This window comes from Pseudomonas sp. MPB23, assembly GCF_046605395.1.
Taxonomy (GTDB): domain Bacteria; phylum Pseudomonadota; class Gammaproteobacteria; order Pseudomonadales; family Pseudomonadaceae; genus Aquipseudomonas.
Window position 1 is genome coordinate 1,667,652 of record NZ_CP176771.1, and the last position, 18,093, is coordinate 1,685,744.

Sequence of the window (18,093 nt, forward strand, 5' to 3'; positions counted from 1 at the left end):
GAACTCCGTCGTCAGTCGCGCGCTAAAAGGCGCGGGGCAAGCTCTTTGAGAGCGCGACGATAAACCTCGCGCTTGAATGTCACCACCTGGCCCAACGGATACCAATAACTGACCCAACGCCAGCCATCGAACTCCGGTTTACCGGTCAAATCCATCCGCACCCGCTGCTCGTTGGAGATCAGGCGCAGGAGAAACCATTTCTGCTTCTGGCCGATGCACAGCGGTTGGCTGTGGGTACGCACCAGGCGTTGCGGCAAACGATAGCGCAACCAGCCCCGGGTACAGGCCAGAATTTGCACATCTTCGCGCTCAAGGCCAACTTCTTCATTCAACTCACGGTACAGGGCGTCTTCAGGGGTTTCGTCGGGGTTGATTCCGCCTTGAGGAAACTGCCAGGCATCTTGGTTGATTCGGCGAGCCCATAGCACCTGTCCGGCATCATTCGTAAGAATAATCCCGACATTAGGACGGAAACCATCGGGGTCGATCACGGCAACAACCTCGCAAACGCATGTCGCCGCATTGTTCCACAAAGGTTGTTCCAGCGGCAACGAGGCTTCTTACCTTATGTGCACTCTTGTGAAAAGACCGTATTCTGGACGCCTTTTTACAGACTTTTCAGCGAGTAACTGCAATGCGCCTGGCTTTATTCGACTTGGACAACACGCTTCTGGGGGGTGACAGCGATCACGCCTGGGGCGATTACCTCTGTGAACGCGGGATTCTCGACGCAGTGGCCTACAAAGCCCGCAACGATGAGTTCTATCAGGACTACCTGGCCGGCCAACTGGACAACGCCGCGTACCTGAACTTCTGCCTGGAAATCCTCGGCCGCACCGAGATGGCCCAGTTGGAGGAGTGGCACAACGACTATATGCGCGACTGTATCGAGCCGATCATGCTGCCACTGGCATTTGAACTGCTGGGCAAGCACCGCGACGCCGGCGACAAGTTGGTGATCATCACCGCCACCAACCGCTTTGTCACCGCGCCGATTGCCGCACGCCTGGGTGTGGACGCCCTGATCGCCACCGAATGCGAGATGGAAGACGGCCGCTACACTGGGCGCAGCACCGATGTGCCGTGCTTTCGCGAGGGCAAGGTGACGCGCCTGAATCGTTGGCTGGAAGAAACCGGGCACAGCCTGGAAGGCAGCTATTTCTATAGCGACTCGATGAATGATTTGCCGCTGCTGGAGCAGGTGACGCATCCGATCGCAGTGGACCCTGACCCGAATCTACGAGCCGAGGCCGAGAAACGCGGCTGGCCGGTGATTACGCTGCGTAGCTGATGGCCCTATCGGGAGCAAGTCGATGCCAAGCCTTAAACCGGCTTGGCACCCATCAACCCCGCAATCGCCACAAACCCCACCAGGCTGACCACCGCCAATGCCAAGGTGAAATTCAGGCTACCGCCCTCGCCCTTGCGCAAGCGATTGAGCCGCACCACCAGCCAGAACCAGCACAGCGCCGCGACGGTGTAGAGCAGGCTGGACCCCAGAATCCAGGTTTGCCCTAGCGGCCAGCCGGTCAAATGCACCAGCCCCCAGCCGGTAAACGGCATGCTCACCACGCAAATCCCCATCAACAACCAGACGAACGCCCATGGGCGCTGCACGGTCACCGTTGGGCCGGCGCTGCGTTTGCGCCAGGCCAGCAACGCCAGGCCGAGACCGCTGAGCAGCAACAACACGGTGGCCGCAATGTGGATAACTTTGAGGGTGGTCAGGGTTTCCATGTGTCGTCTTCCTTAAAGGCCGCCCCAATCAGCGTAGTCGCTCAACCGAGGAACAGTTTGTAAGCCGGGTTATCGCTTTCGTCCCAGTACGGATAGCCGATGGCTTCCAGGGCTGCCGATACCAGATGGCGCTCGTCCGCCGGGACTTGCAGGCCGGCGACCACACGACCGTCGGCTGCGCCGTGGTTGCGATAGTGGAACATCGAGATGTTCCAGCGCCCGCCCAATTTGTTAAGAAAGTTGAACAAAGCCCCTGGCCGCTCCGGGAACTCGAAGCGAAATACCACTTCATCGCTGACTTTGGCCGCATGCCCGCCGACCATATGCCGAATGTGCAACTTGGCCAGTTCGTTCTCGGTCAGGTCCAGCACCGGGAAACCCTGGCTGGTCAGGCTGGCGATCAACGCGCTGCGCGGATCGTTTTCCGGGTGCGTCTGCACGCCGACGAAGATGTGCGCTTCGCGGCCGGTGTGATAGCGGTAGTTGAATTCGGTGATCTGACGCTTGCCCACGGCCTCGCAGAACGCCTTGAAGCTGCCCGGTTTCTCGGGGATGGTCACCGCGATGATGGCTTCGCGACCTTCACCCAGTTCAGCGCGCTCGGCCACATGGCGCAGGCGGTCGAAGTTGACGTTGGCGCCGGAGTCGATGGCCACCAGGGTCTGCCCGGTGACGCCACGGGTCTCGACGTATTTCTTGATGCCCGCCACCCCCAACGCGCCCGCCGGTTCGGTGATGGAGCGGGTGTCGTCGTAGATGTCCTTGATCGCCGCGCAGATCTCATCGGTGCTGACGGTGATCACGTCATCCACATAGTCCTTGCAGATATCGAAGGTGTATTGGCCGATCTGCGCCACCGCCACGCCATCGGCAAAGAGGCCCACGGTCGGCAGCACCACGCGCTCGCCGGCGGCCATGGCGGCCTGCAGGCAGTTGGAGTCGTCCGGCTCGACGCCGATGATCTTGATTTCCGGACGCAGGTATTTCACGTACGCCGCGATACCGGCGATCAGCCCGCCGCCGCCCACCGGCACGAAAATCGCGTCCAGCGGCCCCGGGTGCTGGCGCAGGATTTCCATCGCCACGGTGCCCTGCCCGGCAATGGTGTGCGGATCATCGTAGGGGTGGATGTAGACGTAGCCTTTTTCATCGACCAGCTTCAGCGAGTAGGCCAGCGCTTCCGGAAAGGAATCGCCATGCAGCACTACTTTGCCACCACGGGAACGCACGCCTTCGACCTTGATCTCTGGCGTGGTCTTGGGCATCACGATAGTGGCCTTGACCCCCAGCACCTTGGCCGCCAGGGCCAGGCCCTGGGCATGGTTGCCTGCCGAAGCGGTGACGACGCCGCGCGCGCGCTCTTCGGTCGTCAACTGGGTCAGCTTGTTGTACGCGCCGCGAATCTTGAACGAGAACACCGGCTGCAAGTCTTCACGCTTGAGCAAGACCGTGTTGCCCAGCCGCTCGGAGAGCTGGCGGGCGGTCTGTAGCGGGGTTTCTACCGCAACGTCGTAAACGCGCGAGGTGAGAATCTTTTTGACGTACTGTTCAAGCATCGGCGGAGATCACTGGGCGGGTTGACAGGGGCAAGGAGTCTAACCCAGCGTTTGGCCGGGAGACCACACGAATCCCAAGGTTTGTTGGGGTATACTCGCGCCCTCTTTACTCCCCGCCCGTTCCGGAGCCCGCATGACCCAGGATCAACTCAAACAGGCAGTGGCCCAGGCCGCCGTCGATTTAATCCTTCCCAAACTCGACGACAAGAGCATCGTCGGCGTCGGCACCGGCTCCACCGCCAACTGCTTTATCGATGCACTGGCCAAGCATAAGGGCGCGTTCGATGGCGCCGTGGCCAGCTCCGAAGCCACCGCTGCGCGCCTCAAGGGCCATGGCATTCCGGTGTACGAGCTCAATACCGTGAGCGACCTGGAGTTCTACGTCGACGGCGCCGATGAAAGTGACGAGCACCTGCACCTGATCAAGGGCGGCGGCGCAGCCCTGACCCGCGAGAAGATCGTCGCGGCCGTGGCCAAGACCTTCATCTGCATCGCCGACGCGAGCAAACTGGTACCGGTGCTCGGCGCCTTCCCGCTGCCAGTGGAAGTGATCCCGATGGCCCGCAGCCATGTGGCCCGCGAACTGGTGAAGCTGGGCGGCGACCCGGTCTACCGCGAAGGCGTGTTGACCGACAACGGCAACATCATCCTCGACGTGTACAACATGCTGATCACTAACCCCGTGGAGCTTGAGACCCAGATCAACGCCATCGTCGGCGTGGTCACCAACGGCCTGTTCGCCGCGCGTCCGGCCGATGTGCTGCTGCTGGGCACCCCGGAAGGCGTGAAAACCCTCAAGGCCTGATGCATGGCTCCTACAGGGGGGCCAGAGCGGGTTTCTTGAACACGTAGAACAGGTTCGGCTCACTGACCAGGTACAACGTACCTTCGTCATCCATGGCGATCCCTTCGGCCTGGGGCACGCGTTTGCTCAGGCCGTGGCGTCCTTTAAGCAGTGACAGGCTGCTTAACGGGCGACCGTCGATATCCAGCTCCAACACCAGAAACGACTCATCCGACAGCGCCAGCAAATGGCCGCTGCGCTCGTCGTATTGCAGGCTCGACAGGTCGCGCACAAACAGCCCGGCGTCACGCTTGGGGTTGTTGATCACATGCACCGAGTAGGTTTTTTCCGGCTTGACGTGGGGAAACCCGTGGACCTCGTAGATCAGCATCGGGTCACGCTCCTTGGCCACGAAGAGGCGCTTGCCGACCGAGTCATAGGCCAGGCCCTCGAACCCCTTGTTGCCACCGACGTGCAGGCCCAGGGTCATCTGCTCCGCATCGGCAGCATCGAGGAATTGGGTGTCGTCGTCCACATGCACCTTGATCAGCCGCTGCTGGCGCTCATCGCTGATGACATAGGTGTTGTCGCTGATAAATTCCACCGCCTCGGCATCACCGAAGCCAATCAAGTGAATACGCCGCAGGATCTTGCCCTCAAGGGACAGCTCGATCAGCTCGGCGTTTTTATTGGTGACGGTAAACAGGCTTTTGCGCACCGGGTCGTAGGTGAGGGCCGAGACGTCGTCGTCCAGTCCGTCGATCACCTGGGCTTCCAGTGTCACCCGGTAATCCGCCAAGCCGATGGAGCGCTGATCCGCCGGGTGGCGCCATGCCTGCCAGTTGAACCAGGCGCGCTCGAACAGGCGAAAGTGCTGTGCAACGGCCCCGCTGCCGATCAGGGCGATCAGCACAAGCGTGACTAGCAGGGGTTTGGGGCGGGCAAATCGGCACATCGTAGGGAGCTCAACGTCAAAGTGGCGAATGAATATCACGCCTGTCTGAATTTAAACTTAAACGCCCCCTGATGTCCGGCGAATGCCGTTTATAGAGAAATATCCGACGTAATCAGTCCGCTATTTCTGCCTTTCAAAACGATAGAACAGGTTTGGCTCACTGACCATGTACAGCGTGCCGTGCTCGTCCATGGTCACCCCCTCCGCCCGTGGAATGGTGTTTTTGAGCCCATTGAAACCGCCGAGCAAGGTCATGAAGCTGACCTGTTCGCCTTTTTCATCCAGCTCCAGCAACAGGTGGGAGTCGGCCGAGAGCACCAGCAAGTGCCCGGTACGCGGGTCGATGGCCAGGGCTGAGAGGTTGCGCATGTCCAGCGCCTTACTGACCAGCTTTTGCTTGTTGCCGGTCAGGGTCTGACTGCCATCGCTTTTCCAGGTGAACAACGCCGGCGGGCGCTCTTCGCCCAGCAAAAGCTGCTGATTGCGCTTGTCCCAGGTAATTCCCTCGAACGCTTTGTTCTGGTCCTCGGACGGGCCCAGGTCGTAACTCGGGAAATCGGCCTTGTTCAACTGCTGGGTGCCGGGGTCGACCTTGACGATGGTCAGGCTGTGGTCACGCTCGTCGACCACCGCCATCAGACCGTTGCCCATGACGGTCACGCCTTCCGGGTTGCTCCAGCCGTTAAGCGGCATCTTGCGCAACACATCGCCCTGCAGGCTCAGCTCGACCAGGAAGGGATTTTTGCCCATGACGGAAAACAGGGTTTTGCTCTGCGGATCGTAAGAGACGTCCGAAGCTTCGTCCTTCTCCATGCCCGGCAACAGCTTGCCATCGATGACCGCACGGTAGGCCGGCAGCCACACGCTGTCCTCGCGTTCGGCCAGCGTTTCAAAACGTTCCAGCACCCACAGCACACCGCGATCATCCCAGTGCATGGCCCAGGAAACCCCATACCCGATCGCTCCCGCCAGAAACAGCCAGGAGTACCAGCGCAGGGCAAAGCGAGAACGGGGCTTGGGTGGTGCCGCGTGCAAAGGCAGGGCCATAGGGTGCTTTTCCAGAAAGTCAGCTTCAGGGGATAGCACAGGATCAAGGGCCCGCGTGCTGAAGGCAGTGAATTATCCGGATGTCGTGTGAAAAAAATGCAAAAGCCACAAACCGAATGCGAGAGGGGGCCGCCACCGCCGGCGATGGCGTCGATGAAACCGGCGATAAAGGCCACGACGGCGAGAATGGCGAGGGTGGTCAGGTCGACGCTGAGTTCAAAGGGCATTGGGGAGGGCTTATGGTTGGCGGAGCGTTATGCGCAAGGTCGCCATCTTACCCGTCGAATGTATGCATATCCAAATGACTTGCTCCCGATGGCCGTGTCTCAGTCGATGTCTGCCTGACTGAACCACCGCCACCGGGAGCAAGCCCCCTCTCACATGTCAGCGAACGCTGCTTTCGAAGCGGTTCACGCCCGTCAGTTCCAGTACCAGCTCATCACCGACAGTCAGCGGGCCCACACCGGCCGGGGTGCCGGTGAGGATCACGTCGCCAGCCTGCAGCGAGAAGCAGCCGGCCATGTACTGGATCATCGGGATGATCGGGTTGAGCATGACGGCGCTGTTGCCATCCTGGCGAACTTCACCATTGATGGTCAGGCGGATGCCGATATCAGTCAGGTCCGGGAAAGTGCTGCCGACCACGAACGGGGCGATCACCGCCGCGCCGTCGAAGGACTTGGCGATTTCCCACGGCAAGCCCTTGGCTTTGAGTTCGGCCTGCTTGTCGCGCAGGGTCAGGTCCAGGGCCGGGGCGAAGCCGGAGATGGCGTCCAGCACTTCTTCACGGCTGGGCTTGGCCGACAGCGGTTTGCCGATCAGGACCGCGATTTCCGCCTCGTAGTGCACCGAACCGCGCTCGGTCGGAATGCTGAACCCGCCTTCCAGCGGCACGACACAACTGCCCGGCTTGATGAACAGCAGCGGCTCAGTCGGTACAGGATTGTCCAGTTCCTTGGCATGTTCGGCGTAGTTACGCCCAATACACACCACTTTCCCCACCGGGAAATGGATGTTGGTGCCGTCGACATACTTGTGCTGGTAGCTCATGGAACGACTCCTTCAGGGGCGGTTAAACAGCGAAGATCTTGCCGGGGTTCATGATCCCGTTCGGGTCGAACACCGCTTTCACGGCCTTCATATACTCGATTTCAACCGGGGAGCGGCTGTACGTCAGGTAATCGCGCTTGGTCATGCCCACGCCGTGTTCGGCGGAGATCGAGCCGTTGTACTTCTCGACGGTCTCGAACACCCACTTGTTCACGGTGGCGCATTTGGCGAAGAACTCGTCCTTGCTCAGATTTTCCGGCTTGAGGATGTTCAGGTGCAGGTTGCCGTCGCCGATATGGCCGAACCAGACGATTTCGAAGTCCGGGTAGTGTTCGCCGACGATTGCGTCGATTTCCTTCAAGAACGCCGGCACTTTCGATACCGTTACCGAAATGTCGTTCTTGTACGGCGTCCAGTGGGAAATGGTCTCGGAGATGTACTCGCGCAGTTTCCACAGGTTGTGCAACTGGGTTTCGCTCTGGCTCATCACGCCGTCCAGTACCCAGCCCTGCTCGACACAGTGCTCGAAGGTTTCCAGGGCGTGGTTGGCGACTTCTTCGGTGGTGGCTTCGAATTCCAGCAATGCGTAGAACGGGCACTCGGTTTCGAACGGCGCCGGCACATCGCCACGGCCGAGGACTTTGGCCAGTGCCTTGTCGGAGAAGAACTCGAAGGCCGTCAGGTCCAACTTGCTCTGGAACGCGTGCAGCACCGGCATGATCGAGTCGAAATCGGTGGTGCCGAGCACCATGGCGGTGAGGTTTTTCGGCGCACGGTCCAGGCGCATGGTGGCTTCGACCACAAAGCCCAGGGTGCCTTCGGCGCCGATGAACAGCTGGCGCATGTCGTAGCCGGTGGCGTTCTTGATCAGGTCGCGGTTCAACTCCAGCACGTCGCCCTTGCCGGTGACGACCTTCATGCCGGCCACCCAGTTACGGGTCATACCGTAGCGAATGACCTTGATCCCGCCGGCATTGGTGCCGATATTGCCGCCAATCTGGCTCGAACCGGACGAAGCGAAGTCCACCGGGTAATACAGGCCGTTTTCTTCGGCGACGTTCTGCAGTTGCTTGGTGACCACACCCGGCTGGCACTTGGCGGTGCGGTCGGTGAGGTTCACGTCGAGGATCTGGTTCATGTAATCGAAGGAGACGACCACTTCGCCATTGGCCGCCACGGCGGCGGCCGACAGGCCGGTACGACCACCGGATGGCACCAGCGCCACCTTGTGCTCATTGGCCCAGCGCACGATGGCCTGCACCTGCTCGATGGTCTTGGGGAACACGATGGCGGTCGGCGCGGGAGCGAAGTGCTTGGTCCAATCCTTGCCGTAAGCCTCCAGGGAGTCTGCATCGGTCAGCACTTTGCCGGGCTCAACCAGGGTCTTTAGCTCATCAATCAGGGCAGGATGGGTCATCGACAGAACTCTCGAACAATTCATGGTCATCCTGAGAACGCTTCACGTCGCAGGAATAGGTGTTTAGCGGGGCACGTATGCTAGCATACCGCCCCCGCAGGACAGAGCCCAAAGGCGTTTCTGCGGTGACGGCTTTCCTGCCGTCCGGGTCAGCTTAAGCGATCCGATTCCCTGCCATTTTTCTCCGGGATACAGGTTTACGCAGATGAGCAAGACTTCTCTCGATAAGAGCAAGATCAAGTTCCTTCTTCTGGAAGGTGTCCACCCATCGGCCGTCGAAGTACTGAAGGCCGCCGGGTACTCCAGCATTGAGTACATCACCAGTTCTCTGCCGGAAGCCCAGCTCAAGGAAAAGATCGCCGACGCGCACTTCATCGGCATTCGCTCCCGCACTCAGCTGACCGAAGAGATCTTCGAGCACGCCAAGAAACTCGTGGCGGTCGGCTGTTTCTGCATCGGCACCAACCAGGTCGACCTCAACGCAGCGCGCGAGCGTGGCATCGCGGTGTTCAACGCACCGTACTCCAACACCCGTTCCGTCGCGGAGCTGGTGCTGGCCGAGGCCATCCTGCTGCTGCGCGGTATCCCTGAGAAGAACGCTTCCTGCCACCGTGGTGGCTGGATCAAGAGCGCGGCCAACTCCTTCGAAATCCGGGGCAAGAAGCTGGGTATCGTCGGTTACGGCTCGATCGGTACTCAGTTGTCGGTACTGGCTGAAGGCCTGGGCATGCAGGTGTTCTTCTACGACACCCTGACCAAGCTGCCATTGGGCAACGCCACGCAAGTGTCGAGCCTGTCCGAGCTGCTGGGCATGTCCGACATCGTTACCCTGCACGTGCCGGAAACCGCTGAAACTCAGTGGATGATCGGCGAGAAGGAAATCCGCTCGATCAAGAAAGGCGGCATCCTGATCAACGCCGCGCGTGGCACCGTGGTCAAGCTGGACGCCCTGGCCGACGCGATCAAGGACAAGCACCTGATCGGCGCCGCCATCGACGTGTTCCCGGTGGAGCCACGCTCCAACGACGATATCTTCGAAAGCCCGCTGCGTGGCCTGGACAACGTGATCCTGACCCCGCACATCGGCGGCTCCACCGCTGAAGCCCAGGCCAACATTGGTCTGGAAGTGTCGGAAAAGCTGGTCAAGTACAGCGACAACGGTACCTCGGTGTCGTCGGTCAACTTCCCGGAAGTGGCGCTGCCGGCTCACCCTGGCAAGCACCGCCTGCTGCACATCCACCAGAACATCCCGGGTGTGATGATGGAGATCAACAAGGTCTTCGCGGAAAACGGCATCAACATCGCCGGTCAGTTCCTGCAGACCAACGAGAAGGTTGGCTACGTGGTGATCGACGTCGACGCCGAGTACTCGGACCTGGCGCAAGAGAAACTGCAGCACATCAACGGCACGATCCGTAGCCGCGTTCTTTTCTAAGAACCCGTCCCTACAAAAAACGGGAGCCCCTTGCAGGGCTCCCGTTTTTTTATTTCACGTTAACCGTAATGACTTTCGAGGCGACCGTCGGGTTGAACTGCATGTGCAGCTTGTCGCCGGCCACCAGTTGCAAGGTGTGCTTGCCTGGGGTGAGGGTCAGTTCGGTTTCGGTCTGGGCCTTGCCGTAGTGAATCACAGTGTCGGTGGCCGGGATTGGCACGCTGGCGTCCGGCAGCTCTTTTTGGTCGATCAGCAGGTGCTGGTGACCGGTGCCGGGGGTCTGATCGGTGGCGGGAGCCAGTTTCAGGCCTTCCATGCCGAATTTGACGGTGAAGGTTTTATCGACGGTGGCGCCGTCTTTGGGCGAGACGATAAACACCTTGGCGCCTTCGGGCGGCGCGCTGCGCGGGATGCCGTCGGCGGCGGTGGCCAGCATCGAAGCACCCAGCAGCAAGCTGGCAATCGTTGCACGGGACAATAAGGCTTTCATTCGCTTCTCCAGTTTTTCCAGGAATTCTGTAGGGTTATCACAACTTCGCGGCAAATTGCTGTCCAAGGCACTCAACACCATAACAAAGCGATGCTGAACGACGCCTCGCACATTTGAAAAATTCTAGGAGTGACCATGCGCTTCTCGCCTGGCCTGTTACTTTTGCTTCCCCTTTTGAGCCCTATGGCTCATGCCGAGTTGATCGACGACGTGAACGACCGCGGTGAACTGCGCATCGCCCTTGAAGCCAATACCCCGCCCTATAACTTCAAAGAAGGCGACAAACTCACCGGCTTTGAAGTCGAGTTGGGTGAACTGCTGGCCAAAGAAATGGACGTGCGCTCCTCATTTATCACCACCGATGACGCCGATCTGCTCACCGGGGTCGCGACCGGCAAGTACGACGTGGCCATCAACCATATCGCTAAGACTGCCGAGCTAGAGGATCAGTTCGATTTCAGTGAGGCGTATCGTGAGAAGCCCGAACTGGCGATCCCGTTCCAGAAGGGCAACCCGGCGTTCAAGACGAGTCTGGACGGGGCGTTGAAGCGCGTGAAGGACGATGGCCGATTGAAAGAGCTGTCGCAGAAGTGGTTTGAAAGCGATACGCCGACGGTCAAGGCACAGTAGATCGAATATTGGCCAGGGCTTGCGCCGCCTCAGGCAACTGCCGCTCACTGAACACTTGAACACCGTGGCGCTTGAGCAGCGATGCCGTAACGCCCTCGCCATTCACTTTCACGCCGCTGAAGGTGCCGTCGTAAGTCAGCAGGTTGCCGCAGGACGGGCTATTGGCCTTGAGCACGGCGATGCGGATATTGTGGCGCTGCACCAGCGCCAACGCCTGGCGGGCGCCGTCGAGGAAGGCGGCGCTGAAGTCTTCGCCCTCGGCGGTCAGCACCTGGGCGCGACCTTCCCACACGTCGACGCCCTGCCCGCCCGCAATCTCGGCCGCCGGGCGCGGCGTCGGCAGGCCGCCAGCCACTTCCGGGCAGATCGCAACCACGCGGCCTTGGGCCTGCCACACCATCAGTTGGTCGAACGGCCCGCTGGCCCCGCCGTCATAGCGCACCGCGTGGCCGAGCAGGCAGCGGCTGATCAGAATCTTTTCCATGCTTAAAACGGCTCGTTGCCCCGCCGGCGGAACCAGCCGGTGATGGACAGGCGTTCACGCGTGGCCGGCAGGACTTCGTGGGGCACCTCGCCCGACAGGAACACCACCAGGCATCCACCGCTGGGCACCACATCGTGTTCGACGCCGTCCTTGAGGTACATGCGCAACTGGCCGCCCTGCTCGGGCAGCCAGGCGTCATTCAAGTAGATCACCGCCGACACCGTGCGGCGGTCATCATCACGGAAACGGTCGAGGTGCTTGAGGTAAAACGCCCCTGGCGGGTACATCGCGAAGTGGCTTTCGAAATCTTCCAGGCCAAGGAACAAACTGCGGTTCATCGCCAGGCGCAGGCTGTCCATCAACGCCATATAGTTGCCGCAGACGGCAGCGTCACCTTCTTCCAGCCACTGGATATGGTCGCCGCGAATGCCCTCGCGGATCTCCTGGGCCGGTCCGCGCCCCACCGCCGCCGGCGCCAGTTCACCTTCGGCCGCACGTTTACGGCACTCAGCCGCCAGTTCCAGGGTCAGAGCCTGGGGCAGGAAACCGTTTTGCTGCGACCAGCCTTTTTCGGCCAGGTCATCAACGATGCGTTGCAGCAAGGGGTGATCGAAGGGTATGTGCATGGCGCGCATAGTATCCATACGCCTGGGAATCCGACAGAGCCGCCGAGCGTCTGAACACACTTTACTCAAGTGACTGATAGGACTTCTCGACAAATCCCACACCCGACACGGACAATAGTGGCCGACTGACAGGAGTCCATATGCGTCGTTTGTTTTTTTCCGTGCTGATGTTCTGCGTTTTGCCCGCCTGGGCAGACGGCCATGACCAGTTGTACAAGGTCGCCGGCTGGGCCGAACAACGTGCGCATTTCAATGACGCCCTCAGTGCCGCCCAGCAACGCTACCGCAATAGCCTGCCGCCAGCGGTGTACCAGGCGCTGGTGGACAACAGCAATAAACGCTTTGCCGCCCAGGCCATGGACCAGCGGGCCGAAGCGCAGTTGCGCAAGCACTTGGCAGACCCGAAGCCGGCCCTGGCGTTTTTCCAGTCGCCGCTGGGACGCAAGATTGTCGCCGCCGAATTGCTCGCCACCCGCCGCGACCAGTTGGCAAAAAACGCCCAGGGCCTGCCGAAAGTAGAAGCCGACGCCACCCGCAGCCTGATCATCGGCCATTTGGCCCAGGCCCTGCCCGCCCGTGAAGCCGGGGCGGAAGTCAGCCTGGCGATTGCCGGCGTGGCGGCCGACAGCTTGAGCCAGATGATTCCCGGCCTGCTGGGCGGCAGTCAGGCCCAAGGCATGCTCAATGGCCAGCGTGAGCGGCTGATGCAGCAGATTGGGACTGACCTGAACAACACGCTGCTGTATGTCTACCGGGATTTGTCCGACCCGGAGCTGGAAGAATTCGCTACGTTTGCCGAGTCGGCGGAGGGCAAGGCGTATTACCAGGCGGCATTGGCAGCGGTCCGCGCAGGCTTGGCGGTCGGTCAAAGCACCTCCAGCCTGGCGCCCTGATCCCTGTAGGAGCAAGCTAGCTCCTACGCAGGTGTTCGCTTAGAAATGTGAAGTACGCTTGGCGAATCTCCGCAATCTCATTCGCCAGGTGATGCCGACCGCGCTTGAGCATCAACACCTCAGGCTCATCGAACTTGCTGCGCAGTACCTGCAAGTTGTGCTGCCAATCTACCGTCATGTCCTCTTCGCCCTGCACGATCAACGGCCGCCTCGGGCTGCGCGGTGCGGCTTCGATGCGTTTGATCCAGCGCGCCAGGGCGCCGACCCAGGCGGTGGGCAACTGGCGGGGTTGCAGTGGATCGGCTTCGAGGAACGGTTTGAAGGCCGGGTCGTTGGTGTTCTCGCTGAACCGCCGCGCGATGCCTTTGACGAACGGACGCAGCAGGTAATAGCTGACCTGCGACCACCCCCAGCCACGCGGCCGCACCAGGGGTGCAAGCAGAAAAGTCTGGCCCTGAGCCGGACTGTAGACGCCATGGTTGAGCAGATGGTCCACCACCACCGCGCCGCCGGTACTTTGCCCGAACAGGTGCCAGGGCTGCGGCAGATTCAGCGCTTGGGCCTGGGCGAACAAGGCCTGCACCACATCCTGATACACCGCGAAATCATTGATGCTCGCGCGCGCACCACTGGACAGACCATGGCCCGGCAAATCGCAGGCAATCACCACGAAACCCTGGTCCAGCGCCCAATCCACCACGTGGCGATACAGCCCCATATGGTCGTAGAACCCGTGGAACATGAACATCGTCGCCACGGGCGCAGGCGGCCACCAAACCTGGGCCACCACCTCGAACCCATCCACCTCGAAACGCCCCAGCCGGCTCGCCACCGGGACTTTGCGCGCCGCCAGGTCCAGCCCGTAGAAGCGCTGGTAGACCCGTGCCTCGGCGCTGAGCGGTTGCGCATCCACCAGGGGCCGCAAGCTTTCGCGCAGATGATCGGGGTCAAAGGTGACGGGCATAAAGGGGTTCCAAGCGTAAGACGAAGATGAATATCGAACGGCGATATTCATCTGTCAGGGCAAGCATGGCAAGCTACGCGACCTGCGAGGATAGATCCACATGCGACAGCCTTACCGTAACGCCCTGTTCGCCAGCCTGATTCTGATCCTTTGCGCCGGCGTGCTGTGGGCCGCCTATGACTGGTTTCAGGGCCGCTACCTGCGCGCCTTCAGCGAACACACCGCGGTCTTCTCCGGCGACGCCCTGCGCCTGCCCGCCGAACTCAGCGGCCCCGGACCGATCCGCCTGGTGCACTTCTGGGACCCGGCCTGCCCCTGCAACGTCGGCAACCAGCAACACCTGGCCGAACTGATCGAGCAGTACGGGCCCCAGGGCGTCGAGTTCTACGCCCTGCAAAAACCCGGCAGCCACGGCCAACTGCCCGATAACCTGCGCCACATGAAAGTGCTGACCGCCCTGCCCGGCGCCGATCAGATACCGGCGACGCCGGCCGTGGGCATCTGGGATCGCAACGGCAAGCTCGCGTATTTCGGGCCGTACAGCGAAGGGCTGACGTGCAACGCCAGCAACAGTTTTATCGAGCCGATCCTGAAGGCGCTCGAAGCCGGGCGCGAGGTGAATGCTACTCACACCCTGGCGGTGGGCTGCTATTGTTCGTGGCCAAACGGTTCGTAGTCAGCGGCCCCACACTGGGTAAGGAATGTTCATGAAGCGCGTCTTGCAGGTTCTCGCGGTGCTGGTGGCGCTGGTCGCCGTTGGCGCCGGCTGGTACGTCTACAGCAAGCAACCCACCCGCCAGGGCACGGTCACGCTGGCCAACCTGCAAGGCTCGGTGACGGTGCGCTACGACGACCGTGGCGTGCCGCATATCCGCGCCGAGAACGAGGCCGACCTGTATCGCGCCCTGGGCTATGTGCACGCCCAGGATCGCCTGTTCCAGATGGAGATCATGCGACGCCTGGCCCGTGGCGAGCTGGCCGAGGTGCTCGGGCCCAAGCTGCTGGAGACCGACAAACTGTTCCGCAGCCTGCGCATTCGTGAGCGGGCCTTGAGCTACGTGGAGCAGATGGACCACCAATCCCCCGCGTGGAAGGCCCTGCAAGCGTATCTGGACGGGATCAACAGCTATCAGGACAGCCACGCCAGCCCGATGGAGTTCGACGTGCTGGGCATTCCCAAGCGTCGGTTTACCGCCGAAGACACCATCAGCGTCGCCGGCTACCTGGCCTACAGCTTTGCCGCCGCGTTTCGTACCGAACCCTTGCTGACTTACGTACGCGACCAATTGGGCAGCGACTACCTGAAAATCTTCGACCTCGACTGGCAACCCAAGGGCGCGCTCAACCTGGCCGACAGCGACTGGAAAACCCTCGGCGCCCTCGCCGCCCTCAGCGAACAGGCCCTGGCCGACAATGGTTTGCCGCAGTTCGAAGGCAGCAACGCCTGGGCCATCAGCGGCAGCCGCACCAAGAGCGGCAAGCCGTTGCTGGCGGGCGACCCGCATATCCGTTTTTCGGTGCCGTCAGTGTGGTACGAGGCGCATCTGTCGGCGCCGGGTTTTGAGCTGTATGGCTATCACAATGCGCTGGTGCCGGTGGCGTTCCTGGGGCACAACCTGGATTTCGGCTGGAGCCTGACCATGTTCCAGAACGATGACCTCGACCTGATCGCCGAGAAGGTCAACCCGGACAACCCCAACCAGGTCTGGTACCACGGCCAGTGGGTCGACATGACCAGCAGCGAGCAACAGATCGCCGTGAAGGGCCAGGCACCGGTGACCTTCACCCTGCGCCGATCGCCCCACGGCCCGATCATCAATGACGTGCTCGGCGAGAATGGCGGCAAGACGCCGATCGCCATGTGGTGGGCGTTCCTCGACACCCAGAACCCGATCCTCGAAGGGTTCTACCAGCTCAACCGCGCCGACACGCTGGCCAAGGCGCGCGCCGCTGCCGCCAAGGTGTCGGCACCGGGGCTGAATATCGTCTGGGCCAATGCCAAGGGCGATATCGGCTGGTGGGCAGCGGCGCAGTTGCCGATTCGCCCGGCGGGCGTCAATGCCGGGTTTATCCTCGACGGCAGCACCGACCAGGCGGACAAGCTCGGGTTCTATCCCTTCAGCGCCAACCCCCAGGAAGAAAACCCGGCGCGCGGTTATGTGGTGTCCGCCAATGCCCAGCCGGTGTCGCCCACCGGCATGGAGATCCCCGGTTATTACAACCTGGCCGACCGTGGCCAGCAGTTGAACGCGCAGTTGAGCGACAAAAGCGTGAAGTGGGATGTGAACAACAGCCAGGCCCTGCAACTGGGCACCACCACCGCCTATGGCCCACGCTTGCTGGCGCCGCTGTTGCCGGTGTTGCGCGAAGTGGTCAAGGACCCGGCGCAATTGAAGCTGGTGGAACAACTGGCCGCCTGGAAAGGCGACTACCCGCTGGACTCCACCAGCGCCACGCTGTTCAACCAGTTCCTGTACAACCTCGCCGACGCGGCCTTGCGCCCGAAACTCGGCGACAGCATGTTCAAGACCCTGCTCAGCACCCGCGTGATCGACGCCGCGCTGCCACGCTTGGCCGCCACGGCGGACTCGCCCTGGTGGGACGGCAAGCGCGCCGACACCGTCAAGCGCGCCTGGGACAACAGCCTCGCGCACCTCAAGGCCACCTTCGGCGACGACCCGAGCCAATGGCAGTGGGGCAAGGCCCATACCCTGACCCACAGCCATCCGCTGGGTTCGCAAAAGCCGCTGGACCTGATCGTCAACGTCGGCCCCTTCCCGGCACCGGGCAGCCATGAAGTGCCGAATAACCAATCGGCCAACATCGGCCCGGCACCGTGGCCCGTGACGTACGGCCCATCGACCCGCCGCCTGATCGACTTCGCCGACGTGCCCCACGCGCTGACCATCAACCCCGTGGGGCAAAGCGGCGTGCCGTTCGACAAGCACTATGGCGACCAGGCAGAAACCTATATCGAAGGCGGCTACGAGCAAGCGCACTTCAGTGATGAGGAAGTCACCGCCAACACCCGCAGCACGCTGAAGCTGCTGCCAGCCCGCTGACCGGCGCCTACACCGGCGCCGCGAAGTGGAGCCGGAACTGTTGCGGCGTCACGCCCAGGCGGCGGTTGAACACACTGCGCATGTGCTGCGCATCGCGAAATCCGCGATGGTCAAATCCCCGGTCAGGTTCGCCAGCACGTACAACTGCACCAACGCCACCGCCGAGGTGGTTTCGGCGTGGGCCGTAAGAAACGGGCTGAACTGCGACTGCCCGCCCGCACGCTGGGTGAACACCACCAGGCGCTTGGCCACGCTCAGCGCCACTTCCGGGCCATGGTCCTGGGCCAGCAGGTACAGGCACAGGTCGATCCCCGCCGTGACGCCGGCCGAGGTGTAGAGCTTGCCGTCCTGTACGTAGAGGCGATCGGCCTCGACCTGGGCCGAGGGGCACAAACGCGCCAGGTCGGCGGCATCGCCCCAATGGGTGGTGACGGTTTTGCCCATGGTCGCGCCGGGTATTCCTGTTCGGCGCCTTGAGCGGCGAGCGCAACCAACTGGCCTACAACCCGGAGCTGCTCTACGTCGGCGCGATGTTCCATGACCTTGGCCTGGTGGAAGGCCATCGCAGTGACGACCAGCGCTTTGAAGTGGACGGCGCCAATGCGGCCGCAGCCTTCCTCAAGCCTTACGGGCTGAACGATGACGATATCGAGCAGGTATGGCTGTCCATCGCCCTGCACACCACGCCGGGCGTGCCGCAACATCTGCGTCCGACCGTGGCGCTGGTCACGGCCGGGGTCGAGATGGACGTGCTGGGCCTGGGCTACGCCGCCTTTACAGACGGGCAGCGCGAAGCGGTGGTGCATGCGCATCCACGGGGAGAAGGGTTCAAGGAGTGCATCATCTGCGCGTTCGCCGACGGCTTGCGCCATGGACGGCCTGATCAACCTGGAATGCGATCAACACTGTGGGAGGGGGCTTGCTCCCGATAGCGGTGTGTCAGTCAAAAACGCTGTGACTGAA

18 protein-coding genes and 3 pseudogenes are annotated in these 18,093 nt (G+C 61.7%); 8 read left to right on the forward strand and 13 right to left on the reverse strand.

The features are described from left to right. Positions 1-11: 11 nt before the first annotated feature. Positions 12-491, reverse strand: a complete 480-nt coding sequence (locus ACLH0J_RS07715) for an RNA pyrophosphohydrolase (protein WP_003176750.1) — start codon at positions 489-491, stop codon at positions 12-14. 143 nt (positions 492-634) lie between these two features. Between ACLH0J_RS07715 and ACLH0J_RS07720 the strand changes: the two genes are divergently transcribed. Next, a complete protein-coding gene (locus tag ACLH0J_RS07720; protein ID WP_411391506.1) occupies positions 635-1,291 on the forward strand; it encodes an HAD family hydrolase in 657 nt (218 codons plus the stop codon). Between the two features lie 32 nt (positions 1,292-1,323). Here ACLH0J_RS07720 and ACLH0J_RS07725 read toward each other — a convergent pair whose 3' ends face one another. Together ACLH0J_RS07725 and ilvA are read right to left on the reverse strand one after the other, a co-directional pair. Continuing rightward, on the reverse strand, positions 1,324-1,737 hold the full coding sequence (locus tag ACLH0J_RS07725; RefSeq protein WP_411391507.1) for a DUF2269 family protein: 414 nt from the start codon (positions 1,735-1,737) through the stop codon (positions 1,324-1,326). Positions 1,738-1,778: 41 nt separating this feature from the next. Beyond that, complete coding sequence (gene ilvA / locus ACLH0J_RS07730) at positions 1,779-3,293, reverse strand: threonine ammonia-lyase, biosynthetic (protein WP_411391508.1); 1,515 nt, start codon at positions 3,291-3,293, stop codon at positions 1,779-1,781. A 133-nt stretch (positions 3,294-3,426) separates the two neighbouring features. Here ilvA and rpiA point away from each other — a divergent pair, with 133 nt between their 5' ends. After that, positions 3,427-4,098, forward strand: coding sequence for a ribose-5-phosphate isomerase RpiA (gene rpiA, locus ACLH0J_RS07735; protein WP_411391509.1), 672 nt, complete (start codon positions 3,427-3,429; stop codon positions 4,096-4,098). Between the two features lie 10 nt (positions 4,099-4,108). On the opposite strand, the gene ACLH0J_RS07740 is transcribed toward rpiA, so the two are convergent. From ACLH0J_RS07740 to ACLH0J_RS07760, 5 genes and pseudogenes are all read right to left on the reverse strand, one after another. After that, complete coding sequence (locus ACLH0J_RS07740; RefSeq protein ID WP_411391510.1) at positions 4,109-5,032, reverse strand: SdiA-regulated domain-containing protein; 924 nt, start codon at positions 5,030-5,032, stop codon at positions 4,109-4,111. A gap of 120 nt (positions 5,033-5,152) precedes the next feature. Further along, a complete protein-coding gene (locus tag ACLH0J_RS07745; RefSeq protein ID WP_411391511.1) occupies positions 5,153-6,079 on the reverse strand; it encodes an SdiA-regulated domain-containing protein in 927 nt (308 codons plus the stop codon). 119 nt (positions 6,080-6,198) lie between these two features. Further along, positions 6,199-6,306: pseudogene (locus ACLH0J_RS07750) on the reverse strand (hypothetical protein); the annotation flags it as partial. A 157-nt stretch (positions 6,307-6,463) separates the two neighbouring features. Continuing rightward, positions 6,464-7,129, reverse strand: a complete 666-nt coding sequence (locus tag ACLH0J_RS07755; RefSeq protein ID WP_411391512.1) for a fumarylacetoacetate hydrolase family protein — start codon at positions 7,127-7,129, stop codon at positions 6,464-6,466. 22 nt (positions 7,130-7,151) lie between these two features. After that, positions 7,152-8,546: an FAD-binding oxidoreductase gene (locus tag ACLH0J_RS07760; RefSeq protein WP_411391513.1), complete on the reverse strand. Its 1,395-nt coding sequence runs from the start codon at positions 8,544-8,546 to the stop codon at positions 7,152-7,154. A gap of 205 nt (positions 8,547-8,751) precedes the next feature. On the opposite strand from ACLH0J_RS07760, the gene serA reads away from it, so the two are divergent. Continuing rightward, a complete protein-coding gene (gene serA, locus ACLH0J_RS07765) occupies positions 8,752-9,981 on the forward strand; it encodes a phosphoglycerate dehydrogenase (RefSeq protein ID WP_411391514.1) in 1,230 nt (409 codons plus the stop codon). Between the two features lie 49 nt (positions 9,982-10,030). Here serA and ACLH0J_RS07770 read toward each other — a convergent pair whose 3' ends face one another. Next, positions 10,031-10,471, reverse strand: a complete 441-nt coding sequence (locus ACLH0J_RS07770; protein ID WP_411391515.1) for a DUF4399 domain-containing protein — start codon at positions 10,469-10,471, stop codon at positions 10,031-10,033. Positions 10,472-10,606: 135 nt separating this feature from the next. Here ACLH0J_RS07770 and ACLH0J_RS07775 point away from each other — a divergent pair, with 135 nt between their 5' ends. Further along, positions 10,607-11,101 (forward strand): transporter substrate-binding domain-containing protein, encoded by a 495-nt coding sequence (locus tag ACLH0J_RS07775; RefSeq protein WP_411391516.1) that lies wholly within the window; start codon positions 10,607-10,609, stop codon positions 11,099-11,101. Here ACLH0J_RS07775 and ACLH0J_RS07780 read toward each other — a convergent pair. After that, positions 11,088-11,585 (reverse strand): DUF523 domain-containing protein, encoded by a 498-nt coding sequence (locus tag ACLH0J_RS07780; RefSeq protein ID WP_411391517.1) that lies wholly within the window; start codon positions 11,583-11,585, stop codon positions 11,088-11,090. The genes ACLH0J_RS07775 and ACLH0J_RS07780 overlap by 14 nt on opposite strands. 2 nt (positions 11,586-11,587) lie before the next feature. Continuing rightward, a complete protein-coding gene (locus tag ACLH0J_RS07785) occupies positions 11,588-12,220 on the reverse strand; it encodes a 2OG-Fe(II) oxygenase (protein ID WP_411392785.1) in 633 nt (210 codons plus the stop codon). A 131-nt stretch (positions 12,221-12,351) separates the two neighbouring features. On the opposite strand from ACLH0J_RS07785, the gene ACLH0J_RS07790 reads away from it, so the two are divergent. After that, entirely contained in the window at positions 12,352-13,104 is a 753-nt protein-coding gene (locus ACLH0J_RS07790; RefSeq protein WP_411391518.1) for a DUF2059 domain-containing protein, read from the forward strand. A 16-nt stretch (positions 13,105-13,120) separates the two neighbouring features. On the opposite strand, the gene ACLH0J_RS07795 is transcribed toward ACLH0J_RS07790, so the two are convergent. After that, positions 13,121-14,068, reverse strand: coding sequence for an alpha/beta hydrolase (locus ACLH0J_RS07795; RefSeq protein ID WP_411391519.1), 948 nt, complete (start codon positions 14,066-14,068; stop codon positions 13,121-13,123). A gap of 100 nt (positions 14,069-14,168) precedes the next feature. Here ACLH0J_RS07795 and ACLH0J_RS07800 point away from each other — a divergent pair, with 100 nt between their 5' ends. Together ACLH0J_RS07800 and ACLH0J_RS07805 are read left to right on the forward strand one after the other, a co-directional pair. Beyond that, complete coding sequence (locus tag ACLH0J_RS07800) at positions 14,169-14,744, forward strand: DUF6436 domain-containing protein (protein WP_411391520.1); 576 nt, start codon at positions 14,169-14,171, stop codon at positions 14,742-14,744. A 31-nt stretch (positions 14,745-14,775) separates the two neighbouring features. Then, positions 14,776-17,130, forward strand: a complete 2,355-nt coding sequence (locus ACLH0J_RS07805; protein ID WP_411391521.1) for a penicillin acylase family protein — start codon at positions 14,776-14,778, stop codon at positions 17,128-17,130. Positions 17,131-17,137: 7 nt separating this feature from the next. Here ACLH0J_RS07805 and ACLH0J_RS07810 read toward each other — a convergent pair. Next, positions 17,138-17,583, reverse strand: a pseudogene (locus tag ACLH0J_RS07810) (AraC family transcriptional regulator); the annotation flags it as partial. Here ACLH0J_RS07810 and ACLH0J_RS07815 point away from each other — a divergent pair. Further along, positions 17,577-18,002 (forward strand): annotated as a pseudogene (locus ACLH0J_RS07815) (HD domain-containing protein); the annotation flags it as partial. The pseudogenes ACLH0J_RS07810 and ACLH0J_RS07815 sit on opposite strands and share 7 nt — an antisense overlap. Positions 18,003-18,093: the final 91 nt, after the last annotated feature.